General features: G+C 70.7%; 18 protein-coding genes. 10 read left to right on the top strand and 8 right to left on the bottom strand.

What is annotated here, in order from left to right; translation table 11 throughout:
* A partial coding sequence (gene dsbD, locus G6N75_RS01915; RefSeq protein ID WP_165346370.1) for a protein-disulfide reductase DsbD occupies nucleotides 1-1779 on the bottom strand: 1779 nt, incomplete at its 3' end.
* A gap of 13 nt (nucleotides 1780-1792) precedes the next feature.
* Complete coding sequence (gene cutA, locus G6N75_RS01910) at nucleotides 1793-2131, bottom strand: divalent-cation tolerance protein CutA (protein WP_165346369.1); 339 nt, start codon at nucleotides 2129-2131, stop codon at nucleotides 1793-1795.
* 201 nt (nucleotides 2132-2332) lie between these two features.
* Here cutA and G6N75_RS01905 point away from each other — a divergent pair, with 201 nt between their 5' ends.
* The 5 genes from G6N75_RS01905 (at nucleotide 2333) to G6N75_RS01885 (ending at nucleotide 8301) form a co-directional block, all read left to right on the top strand.
* Nucleotides 2333-2623, top strand: coding sequence for a co-chaperone GroES (locus G6N75_RS01905; RefSeq protein ID WP_165346368.1), 291 nt, complete (start codon nucleotides 2333-2335; stop codon nucleotides 2621-2623).
* Nucleotides 2624-2686: 63 nt separating this feature from the next.
* Complete coding sequence (gene groL, locus G6N75_RS01900; protein ID WP_165346367.1) at nucleotides 2687-4312, top strand: chaperonin GroEL; 1626 nt, start codon at nucleotides 2687-2689, stop codon at nucleotides 4310-4312.
* Nucleotides 4313-4412: 100 nt separating this feature from the next.
* A complete protein-coding gene (gene glnE, locus G6N75_RS01895; RefSeq protein WP_165346366.1) occupies nucleotides 4413-7319 on the top strand; it encodes a bifunctional [glutamate--ammonia ligase]-adenylyl-L-tyrosine phosphorylase/[glutamate--ammonia-ligase] adenylyltransferase in 2907 nt (968 codons plus the stop codon).
* 27 nt (nucleotides 7320-7346) lie between these two features.
* Nucleotides 7347-7556, top strand: a complete 210-nt coding sequence (locus G6N75_RS01890; protein WP_165346365.1) for a zinc-finger domain-containing protein — start codon at nucleotides 7347-7349, stop codon at nucleotides 7554-7556.
* A 13-nt stretch (nucleotides 7557-7569) separates the two neighbouring features.
* Complete coding sequence (locus tag G6N75_RS01885) at nucleotides 7570-8301, top strand: 3-deoxy-D-manno-octulosonic acid kinase (protein WP_165346364.1); 732 nt, start codon at nucleotides 7570-7572, stop codon at nucleotides 8299-8301.
* Here the strand turns inward: G6N75_RS01885 and lpxL are convergent.
* Complete coding sequence (gene lpxL / locus G6N75_RS01880) at nucleotides 8256-9215, bottom strand: LpxL/LpxP family Kdo(2)-lipid IV(A) lauroyl/palmitoleoyl acyltransferase (protein ID WP_165346363.1); 960 nt, start codon at nucleotides 9213-9215, stop codon at nucleotides 8256-8258. The genes G6N75_RS01885 and lpxL overlap by 46 nt on opposite strands.
* Before the next feature lie 104 nt (nucleotides 9216-9319).
* On the opposite strand from lpxL, the gene waaA reads away from it, so the two are divergent.
* Nucleotides 9320-10597 carry a lipid IV(A) 3-deoxy-D-manno-octulosonic acid transferase gene (gene waaA / locus G6N75_RS01875; RefSeq protein WP_165346382.1) on the top strand — a complete coding sequence of 426 codons (1278 nt, stop codon included), beginning with the start codon at nucleotides 9320-9322 and terminating at the stop codon, nucleotides 10595-10597.
* 18 nt (nucleotides 10598-10615) lie between these two features.
* Here waaA and G6N75_RS01870 read toward each other — a convergent pair whose 3' ends face one another.
* The 3 genes from G6N75_RS01870 to G6N75_RS01860 all read right to left on the bottom strand — a co-directional run bounded on the left by G6N75_RS01870 (nucleotide 10616) and on the right by G6N75_RS01860 (nucleotide 13125).
* Complete coding sequence (locus G6N75_RS01870) at nucleotides 10616-12061, bottom strand: TolC family outer membrane protein (RefSeq protein WP_165346362.1); 1446 nt, start codon at nucleotides 12059-12061, stop codon at nucleotides 10616-10618.
* 93 nt (nucleotides 12062-12154) lie between these two features.
* A complete protein-coding gene (locus tag G6N75_RS01865; RefSeq protein ID WP_165346361.1) occupies nucleotides 12155-12475 on the bottom strand; it encodes a rhodanese-like domain-containing protein in 321 nt (106 codons plus the stop codon).
* Nucleotides 12475-13125, bottom strand: a complete 651-nt coding sequence (locus tag G6N75_RS01860) for a protein-L-isoaspartate O-methyltransferase (protein ID WP_165346360.1) — start codon at nucleotides 13123-13125, stop codon at nucleotides 12475-12477. Before G6N75_RS01860 ends, G6N75_RS01865 begins: the two co-directional genes overlap by 1 nt.
* A 184-nt stretch (nucleotides 13126-13309) precedes the next feature.
* Here G6N75_RS01860 and thiC point away from each other — a divergent pair, with 184 nt between their 5' ends.
* The 3 genes from thiC to G6N75_RS01845 all read left to right on the top strand — a co-directional run bounded on the left by thiC (nucleotide 13310) and on the right by G6N75_RS01845 (nucleotide 19604).
* Complete coding sequence (gene thiC / locus G6N75_RS01855; protein ID WP_165346359.1) at nucleotides 13310-15202, top strand: phosphomethylpyrimidine synthase ThiC; 1893 nt, start codon at nucleotides 13310-13312, stop codon at nucleotides 15200-15202.
* 25 nt (nucleotides 15203-15227) lie between these two features.
* Nucleotides 15228-17468, top strand: a complete 2241-nt coding sequence (locus G6N75_RS01850) for an EAL domain-containing protein (RefSeq protein ID WP_165346358.1) — start codon at nucleotides 15228-15230, stop codon at nucleotides 17466-17468.
* A 117-nt stretch (nucleotides 17469-17585) separates the two neighbouring features.
* Complete coding sequence (locus G6N75_RS01845) at nucleotides 17586-19604, top strand: sodium-translocating pyrophosphatase (RefSeq protein WP_165346357.1); 2019 nt, start codon at nucleotides 17586-17588, stop codon at nucleotides 19602-19604.
* Nucleotides 19605-19703: 99 nt separating this feature from the next.
* Here the strand turns inward: G6N75_RS01845 and G6N75_RS01840 are convergent, their stop codons facing one another.
* Nucleotides 19704-20957, bottom strand: a complete 1254-nt coding sequence (locus G6N75_RS01840) for a 6-phosphofructokinase (RefSeq protein WP_165346356.1) — start codon at nucleotides 20955-20957, stop codon at nucleotides 19704-19706.
* A 161-nt stretch (nucleotides 20958-21118) separates the two neighbouring features.
* On the opposite strand from G6N75_RS01840, the gene G6N75_RS01835 reads away from it, so the two are divergent.
* Nucleotides 21119-21763, top strand: coding sequence for an adenylate kinase (locus G6N75_RS01835; RefSeq protein WP_165346355.1), 645 nt, complete (start codon nucleotides 21119-21121; stop codon nucleotides 21761-21763).
* A gap of 27 nt (nucleotides 21764-21790) precedes the next feature.
* Here G6N75_RS01835 and rnd read toward each other — a convergent pair whose 3' ends face one another.
* Nucleotides 21791-22894, bottom strand: a complete 1104-nt coding sequence (gene rnd, locus G6N75_RS01830) for a ribonuclease D (protein WP_165346354.1) — start codon at nucleotides 22892-22894, stop codon at nucleotides 21791-21793.
* Between the last annotated feature and the right edge of the window lie 6 nt (nucleotides 22895-22900).

The following is a 22900-nucleotide window of genomic DNA, read 5'->3' as shown; positions in this document are numbered from 1 at the left end:
CTGCCCGCCGGCCGCCGCGCCGACCAGCAGCACCGCGCCGTAGAGCAGCGCCATCAGCCCCAGGCCCTTGGCGATGCGTCGCCCGGGGCCGGCTTCGGGCCGGAGCGGCTCCAGTCCGCCGAGGAAAATCGCCGCCAGGAAGAACAGGCCGGCCCACAGCGCCAGCGCCACCGGCGGCGGCACGATGCGCTCGAGCATCCAAACCGCCACGCCCAGCAGCAGCAGCCCGAAGAGGTTCTTGATCTGCTCCATCCAGGCGCCGGCCCGCGGCAGCAGCTTGCCCGCCGAGGCGCCGAAGGCCAGCAGCGGGGCGCCCATGCCGAGCGACAAGGCGAACAGCACTGCGCCGCCGCGCAGGGGATCGCCGGAGGCGCCGATCACGATCAGTGCCGCAGCCAGCGGCGCCGCGACGCACGGTCCCACGATCAGCGCCGAGAACACGCCCATCGCGCCGGCCCCCAGCCAGGTGCCGGACTGCTGGCGATTGGACCAGGCGGCCATGCGCGCCTGCAGCGAGGCGGGCACCTGCAGCTCATAGAAGCCGAACATGGCGAGCGCGAGCAGCAGGAACACCAGGGAGAAGCCGATCAAGAGCGCCGGATGCTGGAAGGTCGCCTGCAGGTTGTGGCCGAGCAGGGCGACCACCACCCCGGCAATGGTGTAGGTCAGCGCCATCGCCAGCACGAATACCAGCGACAGGGAAAAGGCCCGGCGAGTGGTGACGTCGGGACCCTGCCCGACGATCAGGCCCGAGAGGATCGGCACCATCGGCAGCACGCAGGGCGTGAAGGCGAGCAGCAGGCCGAGGCCGAAGAACACCGCCAGCACTGCCGGCAGGGAGCCGTCGCTGATCAGGGCCGCCAGCCGGTCGGTTTCCGATACCGGGCCGCCCGGGTCCGACGCGGCTGCCGGGCCGGCGCCGGCCGGCGCCGGCCCGAGGCTCGCCAGCTCGATGCGCCAGGTCTCCGGGGGATAACAGATGCCGTCCTTGGCGCAGCCCTGGTAGCGGGCGACCAGCACCTCCGTGCCGGCCGGCGGAACGACCCGGGTCGTGGCCCCGTCGAACAGCACCTCGACGTCGCCGAAGGTCTCGTCCCGGATCATCTCGCCACGGGGAAACTCGGCGGCCAGCGGGGCGTCGCCCGCGCTGACGCTGAACTTGTCGCGGTAGAGGTAGTAGCCGGGCGCGATGTCCCAGTCCAGCACGATCGCCTCGCCGTCGCGCCAGGCGCTGGTCCGGAACGCTTCGCCCGGCGGCAGGAAGGCCTGCTGGGTCGGCGCGCCATCGCCGGTCAGGAACGACAGCAGGGAGCGCCGGGGCGGCTCGGCGGCCGGGGTCGCGGCGGGCGCGGCCGGTGCCAGGCCGGCAGGCAGGACTTCGGCCTGCCAGGTCTGCGGCGGCAGGCACACGCCGATGTCGGCGCAGCCCTGGGAGCGGATCTCGATGCTGAACGGGGCGTCGGCCGGCTCGCCTGCCAGCGGGATGCGGATCTCGAACTCGCCGCGGTGGATGGTGGTGGCGCCGAAAAACTCGTCCTCGTAGGGCAGCCCGGCCGGCATGTCGGGCTCGCCCAGCTCGACTGCCGGGTCCAGGCTGCGGAACCCGAAGCGGTCCTGGTACATGTAATAGCCGTCGGCCACCTGCCAGCGCAGGACGACTGCGCTGCCGTCGTGCGCGGCGGTATAGCGGAAGGCCTGTTCGGCCCGCAGCAGCTGGGGCTCGGCCACGGCCTGGAAGGAGCCCAGCGTCGCCAGCACCAGCAGGAGGATTCTCAGCATTCTGGTTCGCCGTTCATGAGCCGGGGGCGCCGGCCACGCTGCTTCTGACCCAGTCGAGGTAGGGCTCGAGGCCACCGCTTACAGGGACCGCCACGATCTCCGGAAGTTCGTAGGGGTGCAAGGCCCTGATGCGGGCGCTCAGCTCGGCCAGGCGCGCCGTGGTGGACTTGATCACCAGCAGCGTCTCGCGCTCCTCTTCGACCCGCCCTTCCCAACGGAAATTCGATACCACGCCAGGCAGGCGATTCACGCAGGCGGCCAGCCCGTCGCCCACCAGCGCGCGCGCGATCCGGCTGGCCGTGTCGTCCTCCGGGGCGGTGCACAGCACGACAATGCATTGCGGCTCAGTCACTTGCGCTATCCCGCTGAATCTCGTGGCGGACAAGGATAGCCGCCCGGGCCGGTTCGCGCCATGCGTAGACGATAACCCTTGACTCCGGTGGAACCGCCCCTATTATTAGCACTCACTCGGGACGAGTGCTAACAGCTTCGCCCCCAAGAACAGTCCGGGTTGGAGCAATCAACCCATTGATTTTCCAAGGAGAATACGAATATGAAGATTCGTCCGCTTCATGACCGGGTCGTCATCAAGCGCCTCGAGGAAGAGCGCACCTCGCCAGGCGGCATCGTGATTCCCGATACCGCCGCCGAGAAGCCGATTCGCGGTGAAGTGATCGCCGTGGGCAACGGCAAGATCCTTGAGAACGGTGAGACCCGGCCGCTGGACCTGAAGGTGGGCGACCGCGTCCTCTTCGGCAAGTACAGCGGGACCGAGGTGAAGGTCAACAACGACGAAGTTCTCGTGATGCGCGAGGACGACGTGATGGCCGTCCTCGAGGGCTGAAGCCCCCGTCCGCCTCTCCCACCGCACTAATCCAGCGAACACCAAATCCAGGAGCAGACATCCATGGCTGCAAAAGAAGTCAAGTTCAGCGATGAAGCCCGCGGCCGCATGGTCCGTGGCGTCAACATCCTCGCCAACGCCGTCAAGGTGACCCTCGGCCCGAAGGGCCGCAACGCCGTGCTCGAGAAGAGCTTCGGTTCGCCGACCGTGACCAAGGACGGCGTCTCCGTCGCCAAGGAAATCGAGCTGGCCGACAAGTTCGAGAACATGGGCGCCCAGATGGTGAAAGAAGTCGCTTCCCAGACCTCCGACGAGGCGGGCGACGGCACCACCACCGCGACCGTGCTGGCGCAGGCCATCCTGCGCGAGGGCATGAAGTCGGTTGCCGCCGGCATGAACCCGATGGACCTGAAGCGCGGCATCGACAAGGCCACCACGGCCGTGATCGGTGAGCTGAAGGAGCTGTCGAAGCCCTGCGAGGACCGCAAGGCCATCGCCCAGGTCGGCACCATCTCCGCCAACGGCGACAGCGAGATCGGCAACCGCATCGCCGAGGCGATGGACAAGGTCGGCAAGGAAGGCGTGATCACTGTCGAGGACGGCTCGGGCCTGGAGAGCGAGCTGGACGTGGTCGAGGGCATGCAGTTCGACCGTGGTTACCTCTCGCCCTATTTCATCAACGACCAGCAGACGCAGTCGGTCGTGCTCGAGAACCCCTACATCCTGCTGCACGACAAGAAGATCTCGAACATCCGCGAGATGCTGCCGCTGCTGGAGGCCGTGGCCAAGTCGAGCCGCCCGCTGCTGATCGTCTCCGAGGACGTCGAGGGCGAGGCGCTGGCCACCCTGGTGGTCAACACCATCCGCGGCATCGTCAAGGTCGCCGCCGTCAAGGCCCCGGGCTTCGGTGACCGCCGCAAGGCCATGCTGCAGGACATCGCGATCCTGACCGGCGGCACGGTGATTTCCGAGGAAGTCGGCCTGCAGCTCGAGAAGGCCACCCTGGCCGACCTCGGCGAGGCCAAGAAGGTCCAGGTCACCAAGGAAAACACCACTGTCATCGATGGTCACGGCAAGGCCGACGACATCAAGGGCCGGATCGAGCAGATCCGGGCGCAGATCGAGGAGGCCACCTCCGACTACGACAAGGAGAAGCTGCAGGAGCGAGTCGCCAAGCTCGCCGGCGGCGTCGCCGTGATCAAGGTCGGCGCGGCCACCGAGGTCGAGATGAAGGAAAAGAAGGCTCGCGTCGAGGACGCGCTGCACGCCACGCGTGCCGCGGTCGAGGAGGGCGTGGTGCCCGGCGGCGGCGTGGCCCTGGTGCGCGCGGTGGCTGAGCTGGGCAAGCTCAAGGGCGAGAACCACGACCAGGACATGGGCGTGAAGATCCTGCTCCGGGCCGCCGAGGAGCCGCTGCGCCAGATCGTCGCCAATGCCGGCGAAGACGGCTCGGTGGTCCTGAACAAGGTGCGGGACGGCAAGGGCAACTACGGCTACAACGCCGCTTCGGGCGAGTACGGCGACCTGATCGACATGGGCATCCTGGATCCCACCAAGGTCACGCGCCTCGCGCTGCAGAACGCGGCTTCCGTGGCCGGCCTGCTGCTCACTACCGAGGTGATGATCGCGGAGGCGCCGAAGGACGACGAGAAGGCGCCCGCCATGCCCGACATGGACGGCATGATGTAGTCATCCGCGCCAGCGGCACTGACGAGGGCCGGGCGGCCGAGGCTGCCCGGCCCTTTTCTTGTCCGCCCCCCGTGGTGACTGGCTGCTATCCTCTGCAGCGATGAATCCCGCCTCCCCGACCGATGCCGTGGCCGCCGGCCTGGCAGCGCTGCCGAAGTCGTTGCGGCGCGACTTGCCGGAGCGCTGGCGGCGCTTCGCCGCCGCCGCCCCGGACGCGGCCCGTGCCTTGGCCGCCGACGAGACCCTCGCGGAGTCGGCGCCCGCGGTCTGGGCGGCCAGCGAGTTCGTCAGCGAGCAGGCCCTGAAGGACGGCGCGGCGCTGCAGGCGCTCGGCGCGGCCGCGCAGCGCCACTGGACGCCGGGCACGCTGCTCGCCCAGGTGCCCACGCTGCTGGAGGAGGCCGCCGACGAGGCCGCCGCCATGAGCCGGCTGCGCGCGTTTCGCCGCCAGGAAATGCTGCGCATCGCCTGGCGCGATCTCGCCGGCTGGGCAGCGCTGGAGGAGACGCTCGGCCACCTGAGCGAGCTGGCCGAGGTCTGCATCCGCGCCGCGGCCGACTGGGTGCATGCCGGCCTGGCGGCGCGCCACGGCGAGCCCCGCGGCGCCGACGGCGCGCCCCAGCGCCTGCTGGTGATCGCCATGGGCAAGCTCGGCGGCGGCGAACTCAACTTCTCGTCCGACATCGACCTGGTCTTCCTTTACCCCGAGGCCGGCGAAACCGACGGTGCACGCAGCCTGAGCAACGAGCAGTTCTTCACGCGGGCGGGGCGCCAGCTGATCCGGCTGCTGGACGAGGCGACGGCCGACGGTTTCGTATTCCGGGTCGACATGCGATTGCGGCCGTTCGGCGAGAGCGGCCCGCTGGTCATGAGCCTGCCGGCCTTCGCCAACTACCTGCAGCAGCACGGCCGTTCCTGGGAGCGCTATGCCTACGTCAAGGCGCGTGCGGTCACCGGCCATCGCGCCGGCATGGGCCTCTATCGCGACATCCTGCGGCCCTTCGTCTTCCGGCGCTACCTCGACTTCGGGCTGTTCGAAGCCCTGCGCGAAATGAAGCAGAAAATCGCGGCCGAGGTGGAGCGGCGCGAGTTGCGCGGCAACATCAAGCTCGGCCGCGGCGGCATCCGCGAGATCGAGTTCGTCGTCCAGTGCCTGCAGCTGCTGCGCGGCGGCGCCGATCCGCGGCTGCGCCAGCAGGGCCTGCCGGCCGCGCTGGCGCGGCTGGAGGAGACCGGGCTGTTGCCGGCGGCGGCGGTGACCGAGCTGCGGGCGGCCTGGCGCTTCCTGCGGCTGACGGAGAACCGGCTGCAGGCCTGGCAGGACCGCCAGACTCACCAGTTGCCGGCGGACGAGACGGGGCGGCTGCGGCTGGCCGTGGCGATGGGCTATGCCGCCTGGGACGAGTTTCACGCGGCGCTGGACGAGCACCTGGAGCGCGTCGACCGCTGGTTCCGGCACCAGACTGCCGGGGCCGCCGGCGGGCCGGCCGAGGACGCCGTCGACACCGCCTGGCGGGCCGACGCCAACGAGGCGGCTGCCCGTGACGGCCTGGCCCGGGCGGGCTTCGCGGCCCCCGAGCGTGCCCTGGCCGCGATGCAGGGTCTGGCGGCGGCCGGCTGGTACCGGCGGCTCGACGAGACCGCCCGCCAGCGCCTCGACCTGCTGGTGCCGGCCCTGGCCCGGGGGGCGGCGGCCCTGGACGCGCCGGAGGAAGCGCTGGAGCGCCTGTTGCGGGTGGTCACGGCGATCGGCGGCCGGAGTGCCTACTACGCCCTTCTGAACGAGAACCCGGCGGCCTTGCAGCGCTTCATCACGCTGTGCGGCGGCAGCGAATTTCTCGCCAGCCAGGTGGCGGTGCACCCGCTGCTGCTCGACGACCTGATCGACCCCCGGGTGATGGAGTCGCCGCCGGGCCGCGAGCAGCTGGCGGTGGAGCTGGAGGAGCGCCTCGCCGGCGTGGAGCCGGACGATCTCGAGGCGCTGATGGATGCGCTCCGGAATTTCCAGCGGGCCGCGGTGTTCCGGGTCGCCGTCGCCGACCTGACGGGCCGGCTGCCGGTGATGAAGGTCAGCGACCAGCTGACCTGGATCGCCGAGGTGCTGCTGGAGGCGTGCATCCGCATCGCGCGCGCCGATGCCGAGCGCCGCCACGGGCAGCCGCTGTGCGGCGCGACCACGGACACCCTGAGGCCGTGCCACATGGCGGTCATCGGCTACGGCAAGCTGGGCGGGATCGAGCTCGGCTACGGCTCCGACCTGGACCTGGTGTTCGTGCACGACGCGGCCGGCGAGCTGCAGCAGACCGAAGGCCCCGAGGTGATCGAGGCCGGCATGCTGTTCGCCCGCATGACCCGGCGCATCGTGCACCTGCTTGCCACGCCGACGGGCTCGGGCGTGCTGTACGAGGTGGACACGCGCCTGCGGCCGAGCGGCAAGGGCGGGCTGCTGGTCACCAGCCTGCATGCCTTCGAGGCCTACCAGCGCGAGCAGGCCTGGACCTGGGAACACCAGGCCCTGTTGCGGACCCGCGCCGTCGCCGGCGATCCCGGCGTCCGCGCGGCTTTCGAGGCGTTGCGCGAACGGGTGCTGGTGGAAGCCGTGCGCCGCGACGGCCTGCGCGGCGAAGTGGCGGCGATGCGCGAGCGCATGCGCAGCGAACTGTCGAAGGGCACCGCCGAGCTGTTCGACCTGAAGCAGGACGCGGGCGGCGTGGCCGACATCGAGTTCATCGTCCAGTACCTGGTGCTCCAGCACGCGGCGGAGCACCCGGGCCTGCTGCGCTGGAGCGACAACGTGCGCCAGCTGGAGGACTTGCGGGACGCCGGCCTGCTGGCGGCGGCGGACGCCGCGCTGCTGCACGAGGCTTACCTGGAATTCCGCCAGCGGCTGCACCGGCTCGCGCTCGCGGGCGGCCCCGGCCTGGTGCCGGCGGCCGACGTGGCCGGCTTGCGGTCGCGCGTCCGCGAACTGTGGCAACGCATCATGGAGGCGCCCGCCCCGCTATAATGCGCGGGCCGGGCAGCAGGAACGAAGATGGCCGAGAACGAACTCCTCGAGGCGAACGCCGAGCGTCACTACCAGGTCCGCCGGGAAGACCTGCCGCTGTCCTGTCCGACGCCGGCCATGATGCTGTGGAATTCCCATCCCCGCGTCTACCTGCCCATCGAGGCCACCGGCAGCGCGAAGTGCCCTTACTGCGGTGCCGTGTTCACCCTGGTCGACGGGCCGGACGAGACGGGTTGAGGCGGCGGCGGCCATGAGCCCGGCCGCCGCGCGCGGCCCCGGCTGGGGCCTGCTCTACGACGCCCGGCTGGTGCCCGACCCCGGCCCGGAGTTCATCGCGTCACTGTGGGCTCGCAGTCCGTCCGGCCTGGCGGAGCGCGGCCGCACGCGGGTGGTGTTCGTCGAGGCTCCGGGCGGGCAATGGGCGGTGCGGCATTACCGGCGCGGCGGGCTGTACGGCCGCCTGGTGCCCGATCTCTATGCCTGGCGCGGGGCCGAACGGACGCGGTGCTGGCGCGAATGGCGCATGCTGGCCCGGCTGCGCGAGCTCGGCCTGCCAGTGCCGCGGCCGGTGGCGGCCGCGTGGCGCCGGCAGGCGCTGTGGTACCGCGCGGACCTCGTGACTGTGCGCATTCCCGGCGCCCGGCCGCTGTCGAGCTGCCTCGGGGCAGGCGGGGAGGTCGACTGGGCGGGGATCGGGACCATGATCTGGCGCTTCCACGAGGCCGGCGCGCAGCACGCCGACCTCAACGCCCACAACGTCATGCTGGACCAGGCCGGGGCGCCGTGGCTGCTGGACTTCGACAAGGCGCGGTTTCGCCCCCCGGGGTCCTGGCGCGAGGACAACCTCGCCCGGCTGCAGCGTTCGCTGCGCAAGATTGCCGGCGAGCCGGGCGCGCCCGCCTTCGACGCCGCGGGCTGGGAGGCGCTGCTGGCCGCTTACGAGGAGGCGCGGCGCTTGCGCCTGCGCGCCAGCGGGCCGTAGTAGTCCTCGCCGTCCGCGCCGGCGGGCTTGAAACGCCGGTGCACCCAGAGGTACTGCTCGGGACAGAGCCGGATTCGCTCCTCCAGCAGCCGGTTGATGCGCGCGGCGTCCGCCGCCGGGTCGTCGCCCGGGAAGCCCGCCAGCGGCGGCAGGATCTCCAGGCGGTACCCCGCGCGGCCCGGCAGCCGTACCGGAAAGAAGGGAATGACCGGCGCCCCGCCGAGCCGGGCGAAGGCCGAGGTGGCCGTGTTGGTTGGCGCAGGCACGCCGAAGAAGGGCACCACGGCGCTGTACTTGCCGCGCTGGTGGGCCTGGTCCGGGGCGTACCAGACGAGGTGGTTGGTCCGCAGCGCCCGGATCATGGCGCGGACGTCGGTCTTGACGAAGGCCTGGCGCGCCGAGCGCTCGCGCCCGCGCCGCATGATCTCCTCGAACAGCGGGTTGCGGTGCGGGCGGTACATGGCGCTCACCGGCGCCAGCCGCGTCAGGAAGCGGCCGCCCAGGTCGAGCGTCGTGAAGTGGCCGGTGAGCATGATGCCGCCGTGCCCGGCCGCCAGCGCGGCCTCGACATGCTCGAGGCCGGACACCTCGACCAGTCGCGCAATGCGCTCGTCGCTCGCCCACCAGCAGATGCCGGTCTCGATCACCGACATGCCGAGCGATTGGAAATGCTGCAGCAGCAGGCGGCGCCGCGCCGCAGGGTCGAGCTCGGGGAACGCCAGCTCGAGATTGCGCGCCGCGATGGCCTTGCGCTTGCCGCCGAGGAGGAAAGCGACCCGGCCGATGCCGCGGCCGACTATGCATTGCGCGCCGAAGGGCAGCGCCACCAACAGCCGCACCACGCCGAGCGCCAGCCATAGCGGCCAGAACCTGGGGCCGAGAAAGCGATACAGCGGGGTCGGTTGTGAGCTCAAGGCGAGTCCGGTGGCGGCAGGGCTGCGGGGTGGCCCGCATTATAGCCAGCCCGGCCGAGGCGCGACCGGCGCTGTGCTACCATCGCGGCCACTCCCCGGGGGCTATGTCCTTGTACCGGTTCTACGTCCTCATCTCCTATCTCGCCCTGCCTCTGGTGGCCCTCGTCCTGCTCTGGAAGGGCGTCGGCAACCCGGCCTACCGCGAACGCTTCCCGGAGCGCTTCGGCTTCGGCCGCAGTCGCCTGGAGCGGCCGGGCATCTGGGTCCACGCGGTCTCGGTCGGTGAGGTCGTGGCCGCGTCGGCGCTGGTCGAGGCGTTGTTGCGCGACTATCCCGAGTACCCGGTGGTGATCACCACCGTGACCCCCACCGGCGCGCAACAGGTGCGCGACCTGTTCGGCGACCGCGTGCTGCACAGCTACGCCCCCTACGACACGCCGGGCTCCGTGCGCCGTTTTTTCGAGCGCATGCGGCCCCGGCTGGCCATCGTCATGGAGACGGAACTCTGGCCCAATCTGTATGCGGAATGCAGCGCCCGGGAAGTCCCGCTGGTGCTGGCCAACGCGCGCATCTCGCCGCGCTCGGTCGGCCGCTACCGCCGTTTCGGGAGGCTGTTCCGCGAGGTGCTCGCACACGGCGTCGTCGTGGCCGCACAGAGCCGTCAGGACGCCGAGCGGTTCCGCCTGCTCGGGGCGGAGCCGGCGCGCACCGTCGTGACCGGCAACCTGAAGGCCGACCTCCGGATACCTGCCGGACTGGTCGAGACAGGGCTGGCCTGGCGGCGCGAGAATGCCGGCGAACGCCCGATCTGGATCGCTGCGAGCACCCACGACGGCGAGGAGCTGGCCGCGCTCCAGGCCCACGACCGGGTGCGCGAGCAGGTCGGCTCGGCGCTGTTGCTGCTGGTGCCGCGTCACCCGGACCGCTTCGACGGCGTGGCCGACCTGCTGGCGCGGCGGGGCACGAGCTTCGTGCGGCGTTCCTCGGGACGCCTGCCGGGAGGCGATGACCCGGTTTACCTCGTCGACACGCTCGGCGAGTTGACGACGTTCTACGCGGCCGCGGATGTCGCTTTCGTCGGCGGCAGCCTGGTGCCGATCGGGGGGCACAACCTGCTGGAGCCGGCGGCCCTGTCCGTGCCCGTCCTGGCCGGACCGCACAACTTCAATGCCGAGGACATCGCCCTGCTCCTGCACGAGGCCGGCGGCCTCGAGATCGTGCCGGACGCCGCCGGCCTGGGGCACGCGGTTACGCGCCTGCTGCAGGACGACGGCCTGCGCCGCGAGCGAGGCGCGGCAGCGCGCCAGGCGGCCGCCGACAGCAGCGGCGCGCTGCAGAAACTGCTGGGGCTGCTGGCGCCGTTGCTGGACGGCCCCCCTTGAGGGGCGCCGGCGGCGGCGTCAGGGCTGGGTCGGCGGCGGGACCTCGGCCGCGGGCTTGAGCCAGCTGTCGACCAGGGCGATGTCCGCTTCCTGCAGCGTGCCCGCCGCCAGCTTCAGGCGGAGCGCGTTCACCAGGTAGGTGTACCGGCTGTTGGCGTAATCCCGCTGGGCCTCGAACAGCTGCCGGCGCGACTGGAGCACGTCGACCGTGGTGCGGGTACCGACCTCGAAGCCGGCCTCCGTGGCGCGCAGGGCGGTTTCGCTGGACTCGACGGCCTGCGCCAGGGCCTGCACGCGACTGATCTCGGCGGTCACCGACAGGTAGGCGTCGCGGGTCGCGCGCTCGGTCTCGCGGGCGACGCGCTCCAGTTGCTGCTGGCTGGCCTCGTGGCGGAAGGTGGCCTCCCGCACGTTGGAGGCAACGGCGCCGCCGGAGTAGATCGGCACGCGGACCTGCAACCCGTAGGCGTCCTGCCAGGAGTCGCTGTTGGCCGGCTGGAACGGCTGGGGATCCGGCGCCGGGTCGCCCGGCAGGGTCTCCGGGATGGTCTGGCGCTCGGACGTGATCCGCGTGTTGCCGCGCGAGGCGAACAGTTCCAGCGTGGGGTAGTGGCCGGCCCGCTGCAGCTCGATTCCGTCGCGGCTGATCTCGGCGGACAGGCGGGCCGCCTCGAGGTTGAGGTTGCGGGTCAGGGCGATCTCGACCCACTGCTCGACGTCGGCCGGGTCGGGCGTGATCAGCGGCGTGTCGCCGCCGGCATCCGCCAGGTCCTCGTAATACTCGCCGGTGATCTCCCGCAGGAATTCGCGGGCCACGGCATAGGCCCGCTTGGCCTCGATCAGCCCTGCCGTCGCCGCGTCGAAGCTGGCCCGGGCCTCCTGCACGTCGGTGATGGCCGAGAGGCCCACCTCGAAGCGCTTCTCCGCCTGCTCCAGCTGGCGGCCGATCGCCTCGCGCGCCGCCTCGGCGGCGTCCAGCGTGGCGCGGGCGCCGAGCACGTCGAAATAGCGCCTGGCGACCCTTGCCATCAGGTCCTGCTCGGCGGCCCGGAACTGGGCCTCGGCCTGCGCCAGCTGCTTGTCGGCCTGGCGCAGCGCAACCCACTGGTCCCAGCGGAACAGCGTCTGGGTCACGCGCAGCTGCCAGCTGCGGTTGGGCTCGACTTCCTGGCGAAAGCCCGTAGACAGCGTGACGACGTCGTCACCCGCCAGGGTGGTGAAAGTCTGGGTGCCCGACGATTCCTGGTGCTGGTAGCTGCCGGTGGCTTCGAGCTGGGGCAGCAGCCCGGCGCGCGCCTGCGGCTTCGCCTCCAGGGTGGCGTTACGGTTCGCGGCGGCCTCGCGCAGGGTCGGGTCGCTGCGCAGCGCGTCGCGGTAGGCATCGAGCAGGCTGGTGGCGCCGGCCTGCGGGGAAACCAGCAGCGCCAGGGCGGCGAGTAGCGGGCACAGGCGATAGAGCTTCATGGCGAATTCCTTCAATCTCGATTCATGGCACTGGTGATATAGTGAGATATATCACCATATCGCCTGTCGGCTGGCAAGGTCCGGCGCGGCGACTCAATAAGGGGTCAGGTCCGGGTCGAGCGCCTGGCCCCAGGCCAGGATGCCGCCGGCCAGGTTCCAGACCCGGGTATGGCCGTGATGCTGGAGGAAACGCGCGACCTGGGCGCTCCGGCCGCCGCTGCGGCACAACACCACGACGCCCCGGTCGGGGTCCAGTTCGCCGAGCCGGTCCGGCACGTCGCCCATCGGGATGTGCAGCGCCTCGTCCAGCCGCGAGATGGCCAGCTCCCAGTCCTCGCGCACGTCCAGCAACAGCAGGTCCTCGCCCTGCTCGCGGCGCGTCACGAATTCCCTCGGCGTCATCTCGGCCACCATCAGAACACGAACTCCGGGGGTTGCCGCGCGTTTTCCAGCGGCGGCAGGCAGGTCTCGAATATCTTCTCGGTCGTCCAGTCGTCCTCGCCCCGTCGCGTCACCAGCAGCGCTTCCATCACCGGCGGGCGCCCCGCCACGAGGAACAGGCGGCCTCCGGGGCGGAGGAGGCGGCTGAGCCGCGGCCCTGGAGCGGGGAGCGAGCCGTTCACGCATATGACATCGAACTCGGCGGGGAATTCCATCGCCAGGCCGTCACCTTCGACCACCTCGACGTTATGGATGTCGAGCGCGGCGAGATTGGCGCGGGCTGCCGCCGCCAGCTCGGGATGCAGTTCGACGGCCGTGACGCGGCGCGCCAGGCAGCCGAGGCACGCGGTCAGGTAACCGCTACCGCAGCCGATCTCCAGCACGTTGTCGTCTTCCCGGGGCCGCACGGACTGCAGGACGCGACCCTGGATCTTCGGCGGCGCCAGCGCCTTGCCGGCGGCCAGCGGGATCTCCGCGTCCGCGTAGGCCAGGGACTGCCACTCCGCGGGCACGAACCGCTCCCGCGGGACCGCCGCCATCACGTCCAGGACGCGCTGGTCGAGCACCTCCCAGGCGCGCAGCTGCTGGCCGATCATCTGTTCTCGAGCGGTGGCAAAATCCATCGTGACAGGCGCCTGGCGCGAGCCGCGGGGCGGCGGAGCGTGCTGAGGTTAGTTGCTGTCGCCCGGTGTGACAAGCGACGGCGCCATGGATTATGGTGAATCGTCGGCAGTCCGCGGGGACTGATCGGCTAAGCTCAACCGATTGCGCGCATGCGCTGTCGCCACAAGCGGACAAAGGAAAGGAATGAGCGCAAGCCCAAGGGACGAACTGCGCGATCCCACGCGCCTCGGCGACGCCGTCACGCGTCCCTATCCCGGGTCGCAGAAAATCCATGTGAGCGGCAGCCGGCCCGACCTGCGCGTGGCGATGCGGGAGATCCGGCAAACCCCGACGCCGTCGGTCGACGGTCCCCGGGTCAATCCGCCGGTGGTCGTGTACGACACGTCCGGGCCGTACACCGATCCCGCGCATCGGGTCGATCTCCTCGCCGGCCTGCCCGGCCTGCGCAGCCGCTGGATCGAGGAGCGCGGTGATGTCGCGCCGCTGGACGAGCGCAGCTCCACCTTCGCGCGGCAGCGGGCCCGGCACCCGGAAGCGGACGCGCTGGCTTTCCCGGCGCTGCGCCGGCCGCACCGCGCGACCGCCGGCGCCAACGTCACGCAGATGCACTACGCCCGGCGCGGGATCATCACGCCCGAGATGGAATACGTGGCGCTGCGGGAGAATGCCGAGCTCGAGGCCCGGCGCGAGGCCTATGCCGCCGCCGGCCTGCTCGCCCGGCACCCCGGCCAGGGCTTCGGCGCGCGGTTGCCGGCGATCGTGACGCCGGAGTTCGTGCGGGCGGAAGTCGCCGCGGGCCGGGCGATCATTCCGTCGAACATCAATCACCCCGAACTCGAGCCGATGATCATCGGCCGCAACTTCCGCGTGAAGGTGAACGCCAATATCGGCAACTCGGCGGTCACTTCCTCGATCGCGGAAGAAGTCGAGAAGCTGGTCTGGGCCATCCGCTGGGGCGCCGACACCGTGATGGACCTGTCGACCGGCAAGCACATCCACGAGACGCGGGAGTGGATCATCCGCAATTCGCCGGTGCCCATCGGCACCGTGCCGATCTACCAGGCGCTGGAGAAGGTGGAAGGGCGTGCCGAGGAGCTGAGCTGGGAGCTGTTCCGCGACACCCTCGTCGAACAGGCGGAGCAGGGCGTGGACTACTTCACCATCCACGCCGGCGTGCGCCTGCCCTTCATCCCGCTGACGGCGCAGCGCGTCACCGGCATCGTCTCGCGCGGCGGCTCGATCATGGCGAAATGGTGCCTGGCGCATCACGAGGAGAACTTCCTCTACACGCGCTTCGACGAGATCTGCGAGATCATGGCGGCCTACGACGTGGCCTTCTCGCTGGGCGACGGCCTGCGGCCGGGCTCGATCGCCGACGCCAACGACGAGGCGCAGTTCGCCGAGCTGGAAACCCTGGGCGAGCTTACGGCCAAGGCCTGGGAACGCGATGTCCAGGTGATGATCGAGGGCCCCGGGCACGTGCCGATGCAGCTCATCCGCGAGAACATGGACAAGGAGCTGGCCGCCTGCATGGAGGCGCCGTTCTATACCCTCGGGCCGCTGACCACCGACATCGCGCCGGGCTACGACCACATCACCTCGGCCATCGGCGCCGCCCAGATCGGCTGGTACGGCACGGCGATGCTCTGTTACGTCACGCCCAAGGAGCATCTCGGCCTGCCGGACCGGGAAGACGTGCGGGAGGGCATGATCGCCTACCGCATCGCGGCGCATGCGGCCGACCTGGCGAAAGGCCATCCGGGCGCGCAGCTGCGCGACAACGCCTTGTCGCAGGCCCGGTTCGAGTTCCGCTGGGAGGACCAGTTCAATCTCGGCCTCGATCCCGAGCGCGCCCGCGAATACCACGACCAGACGCTCCCCAAGGAAGCGCACAAGCTGGCCCATTTCTGTTCCATGTGCGGGCCGCAGTTCTGCTCGATGAAGATTACGCAGGAAGTTCGCGAGTACGCCGCCAGCCGGGGCCACGAGGACGTCGCCGAGGCGCGGCGCAGCGGGATGGCCGAGAAGGCCGTCGAGTTCCGCCGCGACCCCGGGCGGGTCTACCGGCCCGGCTGAGGCGAGAACAGGGAGGCGCACCAGGATGCCGCTGCTCGAAACCGCGACCATTGCCATCGCCGCCGGCATTCTCAGCTGGCTGGGCGTGTCGATGTGGCGGCGGCGCAGCGTGCCGCGCCAGGAGGCGGGCCCCGGCGCCATGCACATGACGGCCGACACCGGCCGGCTGGTGTCGATGCCGGCCCGCAGCGGCGAAGCCGGGCCCGGCGGCGGCCACCCCCTGGCCGGGCTGGGGGACCAGGCGCTGTTCATCAGCCTCGCCGAGCGCATCAGCGACGCCGTCCTGCTGCACGACGAGAACATTCATTACTCCAACGCCGCCGCCGAGACCCTGCTCGGCGCCGGCGCGCCGCTGGCCGGGCGCCGGCTGGCCGAGCTGCTCGAGGACGGGCAGGAGGACGCCTTCGCCGCCTGGCTCCAGGCCCGGCGGGCGGGCCGGCAATCGGTGGTCGCGCTGCGCCTCAGGGACGAGAATGGCCGGGTCCTCGAGTGCGAGCTGTCCGGGTTTCCGGTGCCGCAGGATGACGGCGTGCTCGGCACCGTGGTGCGGCTGGGCCGGGACGAGATGCTGCGCTCGGCGCGCCGGCAGGGCACGCAGCTGGCGGAGGCCACGCTCGACTCGATCAGCGAAGGCGTGGTCATCACGGACCTGCGGGGCCACATCGATTACCTCAATACCGCGGCCGAGGCGCTCCTGGACTGTACCCTGGAGCAGGCCCGGGGCCGGATGCTGGGCGACATTGCCGCACTGGTCGATGAAGCCGACCGCCATGCGCTGCCCGACCCGGTGCGACGGTGCCTGGACGAGGGCCGCCGCATCGACGTGGGCCGCCGCTCGCTGCTGGTGGCGCGGGCGTCGGGCAAGGAACTCTCCGTCGAGATGCGCGCCTCGCCGATCAAGAGCGGCGGCCACGAGCCGTCGGGCTGCGTCGTCGTATTGCACGATGTCTCCGAGCTGCGCGGCATCACCCGCCAGATGTCCTACCAGGCCAGCCACGACCCGCTCACCGGCCTGGCGAACCGCCGCGAGTTCGAGCGGCGGCTGGAGGATGCCCTGCAGCAGGCTCGCAGCCGCTCCACCAGCCATGTGCTGTGCTACCTGGACCTGGACCGCTTCAAGGCGGTCAACGACACCAGTGGCCACACCGCCGGCGACAACATGCTGCGCGAGCTGGCCGCCATCCTGAGCGACAAGGTGCGCGACTCGGACGTGATCGCCCGCGTCGGGGGCGACGAGTTCGGCATGCTGCTGATGGGCTGCCCGCTCGACAAGGCTCGCCAGATTGCAGACGACGTCTGCAGCGCCATCCGGGACTTCAACTTCGTCTGGCGCGACAAGATCTACAGCGTCGGGGTCAGCGTCGGCCTGGTCCAGATCGGCCCGGAGAGCGGCGCCCTGGAAGATGTCCTGAGCGCCGCGGACTCGGCCTGCTACATCGCCAAGCAGCAGGGACGCGGCCGGGTGCACGTGTATTCGGCGCGCGACGAGGCAGCGGCGCGGCAGCGCGGCGAGATCCTCTGGCTGCAGCGCCTGCAGAGCGCGCTGAAGGAAGACCGCTTCGAGCTCCGCACGCAGCCCATCGTGGCCGTGGCGGGCCGGCCGGAGAACGGCCCGGCCCTGGAAGTGCTGCTCCGGCTGCGGAACGCGGACGGCGGCGAGAGCCTGCCGCTCGATTTCATGCAGGCCGCCGAGCGTTACCACCTGATGCCCAGCCTCGACCGCTGGGTCGTGCAGGCGACTTTCGCGGCCGTGGGCGCGGGCACCCTGAAGCTGCCGCCGGATCGCAGCGTGGCGATCAACATCTCCGGCCAGACCCTGGGCGATCCCCAGTTCCTGGAATTCGTGGTCGAGTGCCTGGACCACGGGGCGGTGCAGCCCGAGCAGGTCTGCTTCGAGCTGCCCGAGTCGGCGGTGGCCGCTCATCACGGGCATGCCTCCCGCTTCATCGCCGTGCTGCACGGCCTGGGCTGCCGCTTCGCCCTGGACGACTTCGGCAGCGGGCTGGGCTCTTTCGCCAACCTGAAGCAGCTGCCGATGGACTACCTCAAGATCGACGGCTCCTTCATCCGCGGCCTCGGCACCGACGAGGTCAGCACCGCGATGGTCACGGCGATGATCGAGCTGGCCCGGTCGCTGGGCGTCAAGGTCATCGCCGAGCAGGTCGAGACCGAGCGCGCCTTCGAGGTGGCGCGCGCCCTGAAAGTGGATTTTGTCCAGGGCTACGCCATCGGCCGCCCGGTCCCGCTGGGGGCGCAAGCGGCCTGACCGGGCCCGGCTGCTGCCAAGCCGGCGCAGTCCCGCTATAATGCCGCGGTTTTGTCGGCCCCCGGACGGGGGCACGCGCGTTGTGCGCACTTGGGGAGACGAGGGAGAACTTTTGTCATGTTGACTGAATACGGATTGATCGCGGCACTCGCCTGCGCCGTGCTCGCGCTGGTTTACGGCGCGTGGTCGGTGGGCTGGGTGCTCAAGCAGCCCGCCGGCAACGCGCGCATGCAGGAGATCGCGGGCGCCATCCAGGAGGGCGCGCAGGCCTACCTGAACCGCCAGTACAGCACTATCGCCCTCGTCGGCGTGGTGCTGTTCGTGGTCGTCGGCTTCGTGCTGGACTGGGCCACCGCGATCGGCTTCGCGCTGGGCGCCGTCCTGTCCGCTGCGGCGGGCTACATCGGCATGTTCATCTCGGTGCGCGCCAACGTGCGCACGGCCGAGGCGGCCCGCGACGGCCTCGCGGCCGCGCTGCAGGTGGCTTTCCGCGGCGGCGCCATCACCGGCCTGCTGGTGGTCGGCCTGGGGCTGCTGGGCGTCGCCGGCTACTACCTGGTGCTGCTGCAGTTCGGCACCGTCGAGGATGCCGTGCTCGCGCTCCTCGGGCTCGCCTTCGGCTCGTCGTTGATCTCCATCTTCGCCCGGCTCGGCGGCGGCATCTTCACCAAGGGCGCCGACGTCGGCGCCGACCTGGTGGGCAAGGTCGAGGCCGGCATCCCTGAGGACGACCCGCGCAACCCGGCCGTCATCGCCGACAACGTCGGCGACAACGTGGGCGACTGTGCCGGCATGGCCGCCGACCTGTTCGAGACCTATGCCGTGACCATCATCGCCACCATGTTCCTTGGCGTCGTGATGGGCGCCTCCGTCGGTGCCAACGGCGTGCTCTTTCCGCTGGTGCTGGGCGGCGCCTCGATCGTCGCGTCGGTGATCGGCACCTTCTTCGTCAAGACCAGCGAAGGCGGCAAGATCATGAACGCCCTCTACAAGGGCGTGATCGTCTCCGGCGTGCTGGCGGCGGTGGCCTACTACCCGATCACGCAGTCGCTCATGGCGGACTCGCCGCTGGGCGCGACCAACCTGTTCCTGTGCGCCCTGGTGGGCCTGGCGCTGACCGCGGCCATGGTGGTCATCACCGAGTACTACACCGCCACCGAATACAGCCCCGTGCGCACCGTGGCGGCCGCCTCCGAGACCGGTCATGCCACCAACATCATCGCGGGCCTCGCCGTGTCGATGAAGTCGACCGCCCTGCCGGTCCTCGCGGTCTGCCTGTCGATCTGGGCCAGCTACACGCTGGGCGGCCTCTACGGCATCGCCATTGCCGCGACCGCCATGCTGTCGATGGCCGGCATGGTCGTGGCGCTGGACGCCTACGGGCCGATCACCGACAACGCCGGCGGCATCGCCGAGATGGCCGAGCTGCCGAGCGAGATCCGCGACATCACCGACCCGCTGGACGCGGTCGGCAACACCACCAAGGCCGTCACCAAGGGGTATGCCATCGGTTCTGCCGGCCTGGCGGCGCTGGTGCTGTTCGCCGACTACACGCACAAGCTCGAGGCCTACGACAAGGGGACGGTGTTCCTGCTCGACAACCACATGGTCATCATCGGCCTGTTCCTCGGCGGCCTGATCCCGTTCCTGTTCGGCGCCATGGCGATGGAGGCCGTCGGCCGCGCCGCCGGCTCCGTGGTCAACGAGGTGCGGCGCCAGTTCCGCGAGATCCCGGGCATCATGGAAGGCACGGCCAAGCCCGACTACTCGCGCGCGGTGGACCTGCTGACCAAGGCGGCCATCAAGGAGATGGTGCTGCCGTCCCTGCTGCCCGTGGCGGCGCCGATCCTGGTCGGCTTCCTGCTCGGCAAGGAGGCCCTCGGCGGGCTGCTGATCGGCACCATCGTCACCGGCATCTTCGTCGCGGTCTCGATGACCACCGGCGGCGGCGCCTGGGACAACGCCAAGAAGTACATCGAGGATGGCAACCACGGCGGCAAGGGCTCGGATGCCCACAAGGCGGCCGTGACGGGCGATACCGTCGGCGACCCCTACAAGGACACGGCCGGCCCGGCCATCAACCCGCTGATCAAGATCATCAACATCGTCGCGCTGCTGCTCGTCCCGATCCTCTAGGGAAAGCGCAGGGCAAACAATTTAAAGGGCCGGGAGGCGATCGCCTCCCGGCCCTTTCTTTCTCCGGCGCGCGCCGCGTCCCCGCGGCGATCCCGCCCGCTAGCCCTTCCAGGCGGGCAGCTTCTTGGGCGCCAGCTGGTTTTTCAGCTTCACGTACTGCGGCAGGCCGTCCTTGTAGGGCGGGTAGTCCTCGCCCCTGATCAACGGGGCCAGGTAGCGGCGGCAGGCGGCGGTGATGTGGAAGCCGTCGGCCGCGATGTACTTCTTCGGCACGGTCTTCTCGACGTTGGCGACTTTCGCCAGGTCGGCCTGGCCCACTTTCCAGCGGTACGGCTGGTCGGAGGTGCGGACGATGACGGGCAGCTTGCCGTGCACGCCGGCCAGCGCCATTTCCACCGCGGCCTTGCCCATCGCGTAGGCCTGCTCGACGTCGACTTTCGAGGCGATGTGGCGGGCGGAGCGCTGCAGGTAGTCGGCCACGCCCCAGTGGAACTTGTAGCCCAGCCGGCCACGGACGATCTCGGCCAGGTGGGGGGCCACGCCGCCGAGCTGGGCATGGCCGAACGCGTCGGTGGTGCCGGACTCGGCCACGAAGCGGCCGTCGGGGCGGCGGATACCCTCGGAGGCCACGATGACGCAGCTGTCATGGCGCTCGACCGACTCCTTGACCTTGGCGACGAAGCGGTCCTCGTCGAAGGGCACTTCGGGGAACAGGATGAGGTGCGGCGGCTCGCTCCGGTCCTTGCCCGCCAGCCCGCCGGCGGCGGCGATCCAGCCGGCGTGGCGGCCCATGACCTCGAGGATGAAAACCTTGGTGGCCGGCATGGAGGCGATATCGATGCCCGCTTCGAGCGTCGAGACCGCCACGTACTTCGCCACCGAGCCGAAGCCGGGGCAGTTGTCGGTGATCGGCAGGTCGTTGTCGACGGTCTTCGGCACGCCGACGCAGGTGATGTCGTAGTCCATCGACTTGGCCACCTGGGCGACCTTGTTGGCGGTGTCCATGGAGTCGCCGCCGCCGTTGTAGATGAAGTAGCCGATGTCGTGGGCGCGGAACACCTCGATCAGGCGCTGGTACTCGGCGGCGCTCTCCCGGATGCTTTTCAGCTTGTAGCGCACCGAGCCGAAGGCGCCCCCGGGAGTGTGGCGCAGCGCGGCGATGTCCCGGGCCGATTCCTTGCCGGTATCGACCAGCTCCTCGCGCAGCGCGCCGACGATGCCCATGCGGCCGGCGTAGATCTTGCCTACCCGTGCCGGCTGCTTGCGGGCCGTTTCGATGACGCCGCAGGCGGTCGTGTTGATGACGGCGGTGACGCCGCCGGACTGGGCGTAGAACAGGTTCCGCTTCTTCATCCTTGCTCCTGGGTGGGGCGGTGGGCGATGGCCCGGCAAGCATAGCGGATTCGCCCCGGCCCGGTCGAAGCCCGGCGCCGGGTTTGACCATGCCGCCCGGCGACGGCAATCTTGGCGGTCCGGCCGCGGCTGGCCGGCTATGGAACCAGGAGATAAACGCAATGCGCATCGTTCTGCTCGGCGCCCCGGGCTCCGGCAAGGGTACCCAGGCCAAGAAACTCGTCGCCGACTACGGCTATCCCCAGATCTCCACGGGGGACCTGCTGCGCGACGCGGTGGCCCGGGGTACGGAATACGGCCTGCAGGCCAAGGCCGCCATGGAAGCCGGGCAGCTGGTTTCGGACGAGATCGTGCTGGGCATCCTCAAGGACCGCCTGGCCCAGCCCGATACCTCCGCCGGGTTCATCCTCGACGGGTTCCCGCGCAACCTGTCCCAGGCCAGTTCGCTGGAGGAGGTCCTGGCCGAGATCGGCCAGCCGCTGGACGCGGCCGTGCTGATGGACCTCGATTTCGACATCCTGTTCAAGCGCCTGACCGGCCGGCGCAGCTGCACCGGCTGCGGCCGCGTCTACAACATTCACTTCCTGCCGCCGCCGGCGGACGGCCGCTGCGAGAGCTGCGGCGGCGAGCTGGTGCAGCGCGCCGACGACAAGGAAGAGACCATCGGCCGGCGCCTCGAGGTCTACCAGAAGGAGACCGCCCCCTTGGTCGACTACTACCGCGAGCTCGGCAAGCTGAAGGTCGTGGATGCCGAAGGTTCCTTCGACGAGGTCTATGCCCGGCTGGTCAGCGCGCTCGGGCTCTGACGGGCAACGACGCCAGCAGCGCCGCCGCTAGCCGGCGCCCCGCTGGGCGAGCGCCAGCAGTTCCTCGCCGGCCAGGGCCAGGCGCCAGCCCTGCAATAGCGACAGGTCGCGCCGGCCGCGCACCAGGGCCTCGAGGTCCTTGCGCGTGGCCACCAGCGGCGCGGCGATTTCGGCCGCGGCACAGATTTCCCGCAGCCGCCCGAGCAGCTCCTTGACCAGCCGCTCCTGCCCCGGTTCGAGCCGGGCCTGCACGTCCAGCGTCGGCGGCTCGTTCGCCGCCGCCTGCCGCAACACCTCGAGCAGCGTGTCGCCGATGCGCCGCAACGCGGCGGGCGGCAGGCGGGTGTAGCGGGCGAGGGCGGCCCGGCTGTCCGGGTTCGCCACGGCCAGCGCCACCAGGTCCTCGTCCTGCACGATCCAGCGCCGCGGCCGGTCCCGGTCGCGCGCCTCGCGCTCACGCCACGCCGCGAGGGCCGCCAGCCGCGCCAGCGCCGGCGGCTCCAGCCGGCCCGCGCCCTTGACGCGGCGCCAGGCGCCCTGTTCGTCGAAGAGGTAGAGCGCCGGGTCGCACAGGCTCGCGCTTTCCGCGGCGGCCCAGCTGTCCCGTCCCCGCCGGCTCAAGGTCTCCTCCAGCCGGTCGGCGAGCGGCAGCAGCCATGCCACGTCGGCAGCGGCATAGTGCAACTGCTCCGCGGAGAGCGGCCGCCGGCTCCAGTCCGTGCGAGCGTGGTCCTTGGGCAGCTCGACCTCCAGCTCGGTCCCTGCCAGCTGGTTGTAGCCGACCTGGTCCGGATACCCCAGCATCGCGGCGGCCACCTGGGTGTCCCACACCGGGCCGGGGACAGTCCCCAGGTGGTCGTGCAGCACCTCGAGGTCCTGCCGCGCGGCATGGAAGACTTTCAGGACCCCCGGGTCCTGCAGCAGGCCGGCGAACGGACCCGGCCCGTCGAGCGCCAGCGTGTCCACGCACGCGATGCGCTGGCCGTCCGAGAGCTGCAACAGGCAGAGCTGTGCGCGATAGGTACGCTCGCGCACGAACTCCGTGTCTACGGCCAGCCGGGCCACGCCCGCCCACTCCGCGGCCAGCGCCGCCGCCTCGTCGGCCCTGTCGATATAGAGATAATTGCCCATCGGGCG

The organism is Thioalkalivibrio sp. XN8 (assembly GCF_011058255.1).
In the GTDB taxonomy this organism is placed as follows: Bacteria; Pseudomonadota; Gammaproteobacteria; order Steroidobacterales; family XN24; genus XN24.
Note: the sequence above shows the minus strand (reverse complement) of the source record. Positions and strands in the feature narration are given on the sequence as shown.

Coding starts and splice junctions, on each gene's coding strand:
- G6N75_RS01865 (WP_165346361.1), bottom strand. CDS start 12,475: ATGGTGGCCGAGATGACGCCGAGGGAATTCGTGACGCGCCGCGAGCAG.
- rnd (WP_165346354.1), bottom strand. CDS start 22,894: ATGGGCAATTATCTCTATATCGACAGGGCCGACGAGGCGGCGGCGCTG.
- glnE (WP_165346366.1), top strand. CDS start 4,413: ATGAATCCCGCCTCCCCGACCGATGCCGTGGCCGCCGGCCTGGCAGCG.
- G6N75_RS01905 (WP_165346368.1), top strand. CDS start 2,333: ATGAAGATTCGTCCGCTTCATGACCGGGTCGTCATCAAGCGCCTCGAG.
- G6N75_RS01845 (WP_165346357.1), top strand. CDS start 17,586: ATGTTGACTGAATACGGATTGATCGCGGCACTCGCCTGCGCCGTGCTC.
- groL (WP_165346367.1), top strand. CDS start 2,687: ATGGCTGCAAAAGAAGTCAAGTTCAGCGATGAAGCCCGCGGCCGCATG.
- G6N75_RS01890 (WP_165346365.1), top strand. CDS start 7,347: ATGGCCGAGAACGAACTCCTCGAGGCGAACGCCGAGCGTCACTACCAG.
- G6N75_RS01840 (WP_165346356.1), bottom strand. CDS start 20,957: ATGAAGAAGCGGAACCTGTTCTACGCCCAGTCCGGCGGCGTCACCGCC.
- G6N75_RS01850 (WP_165346358.1), top strand. CDS start 15,228: ATGCCGCTGCTCGAAACCGCGACCATTGCCATCGCCGCCGGCATTCTC.
- G6N75_RS01885 (WP_165346364.1), top strand. CDS start 7,570: ATGAGCCCGGCCGCCGCGCGCGGCCCCGGCTGGGGCCTGCTCTACGAC.
- G6N75_RS01870 (WP_165346362.1), bottom strand. CDS start 12,061: ATGAAGCTCTATCGCCTGTGCCCGCTACTCGCCGCCCTGGCGCTGCTG.
- G6N75_RS01860 (WP_165346360.1), bottom strand. CDS start 13,125: ATGGATTTTGCCACCGCTCGAGAACAGATGATCGGCCAGCAGCTGCGC.
- G6N75_RS01835 (WP_165346355.1), top strand. CDS start 21,119: ATGCGCATCGTTCTGCTCGGCGCCCCGGGCTCCGGCAAGGGTACCCAG.
- thiC (WP_165346359.1), top strand. CDS start 13,310: ATGAGCGCAAGCCCAAGGGACGAACTGCGCGATCCCACGCGCCTCGGC.
- waaA (WP_165346382.1), top strand. CDS start 9,320: ATGTCCTTGTACCGGTTCTACGTCCTCATCTCCTATCTCGCCCTGCCT.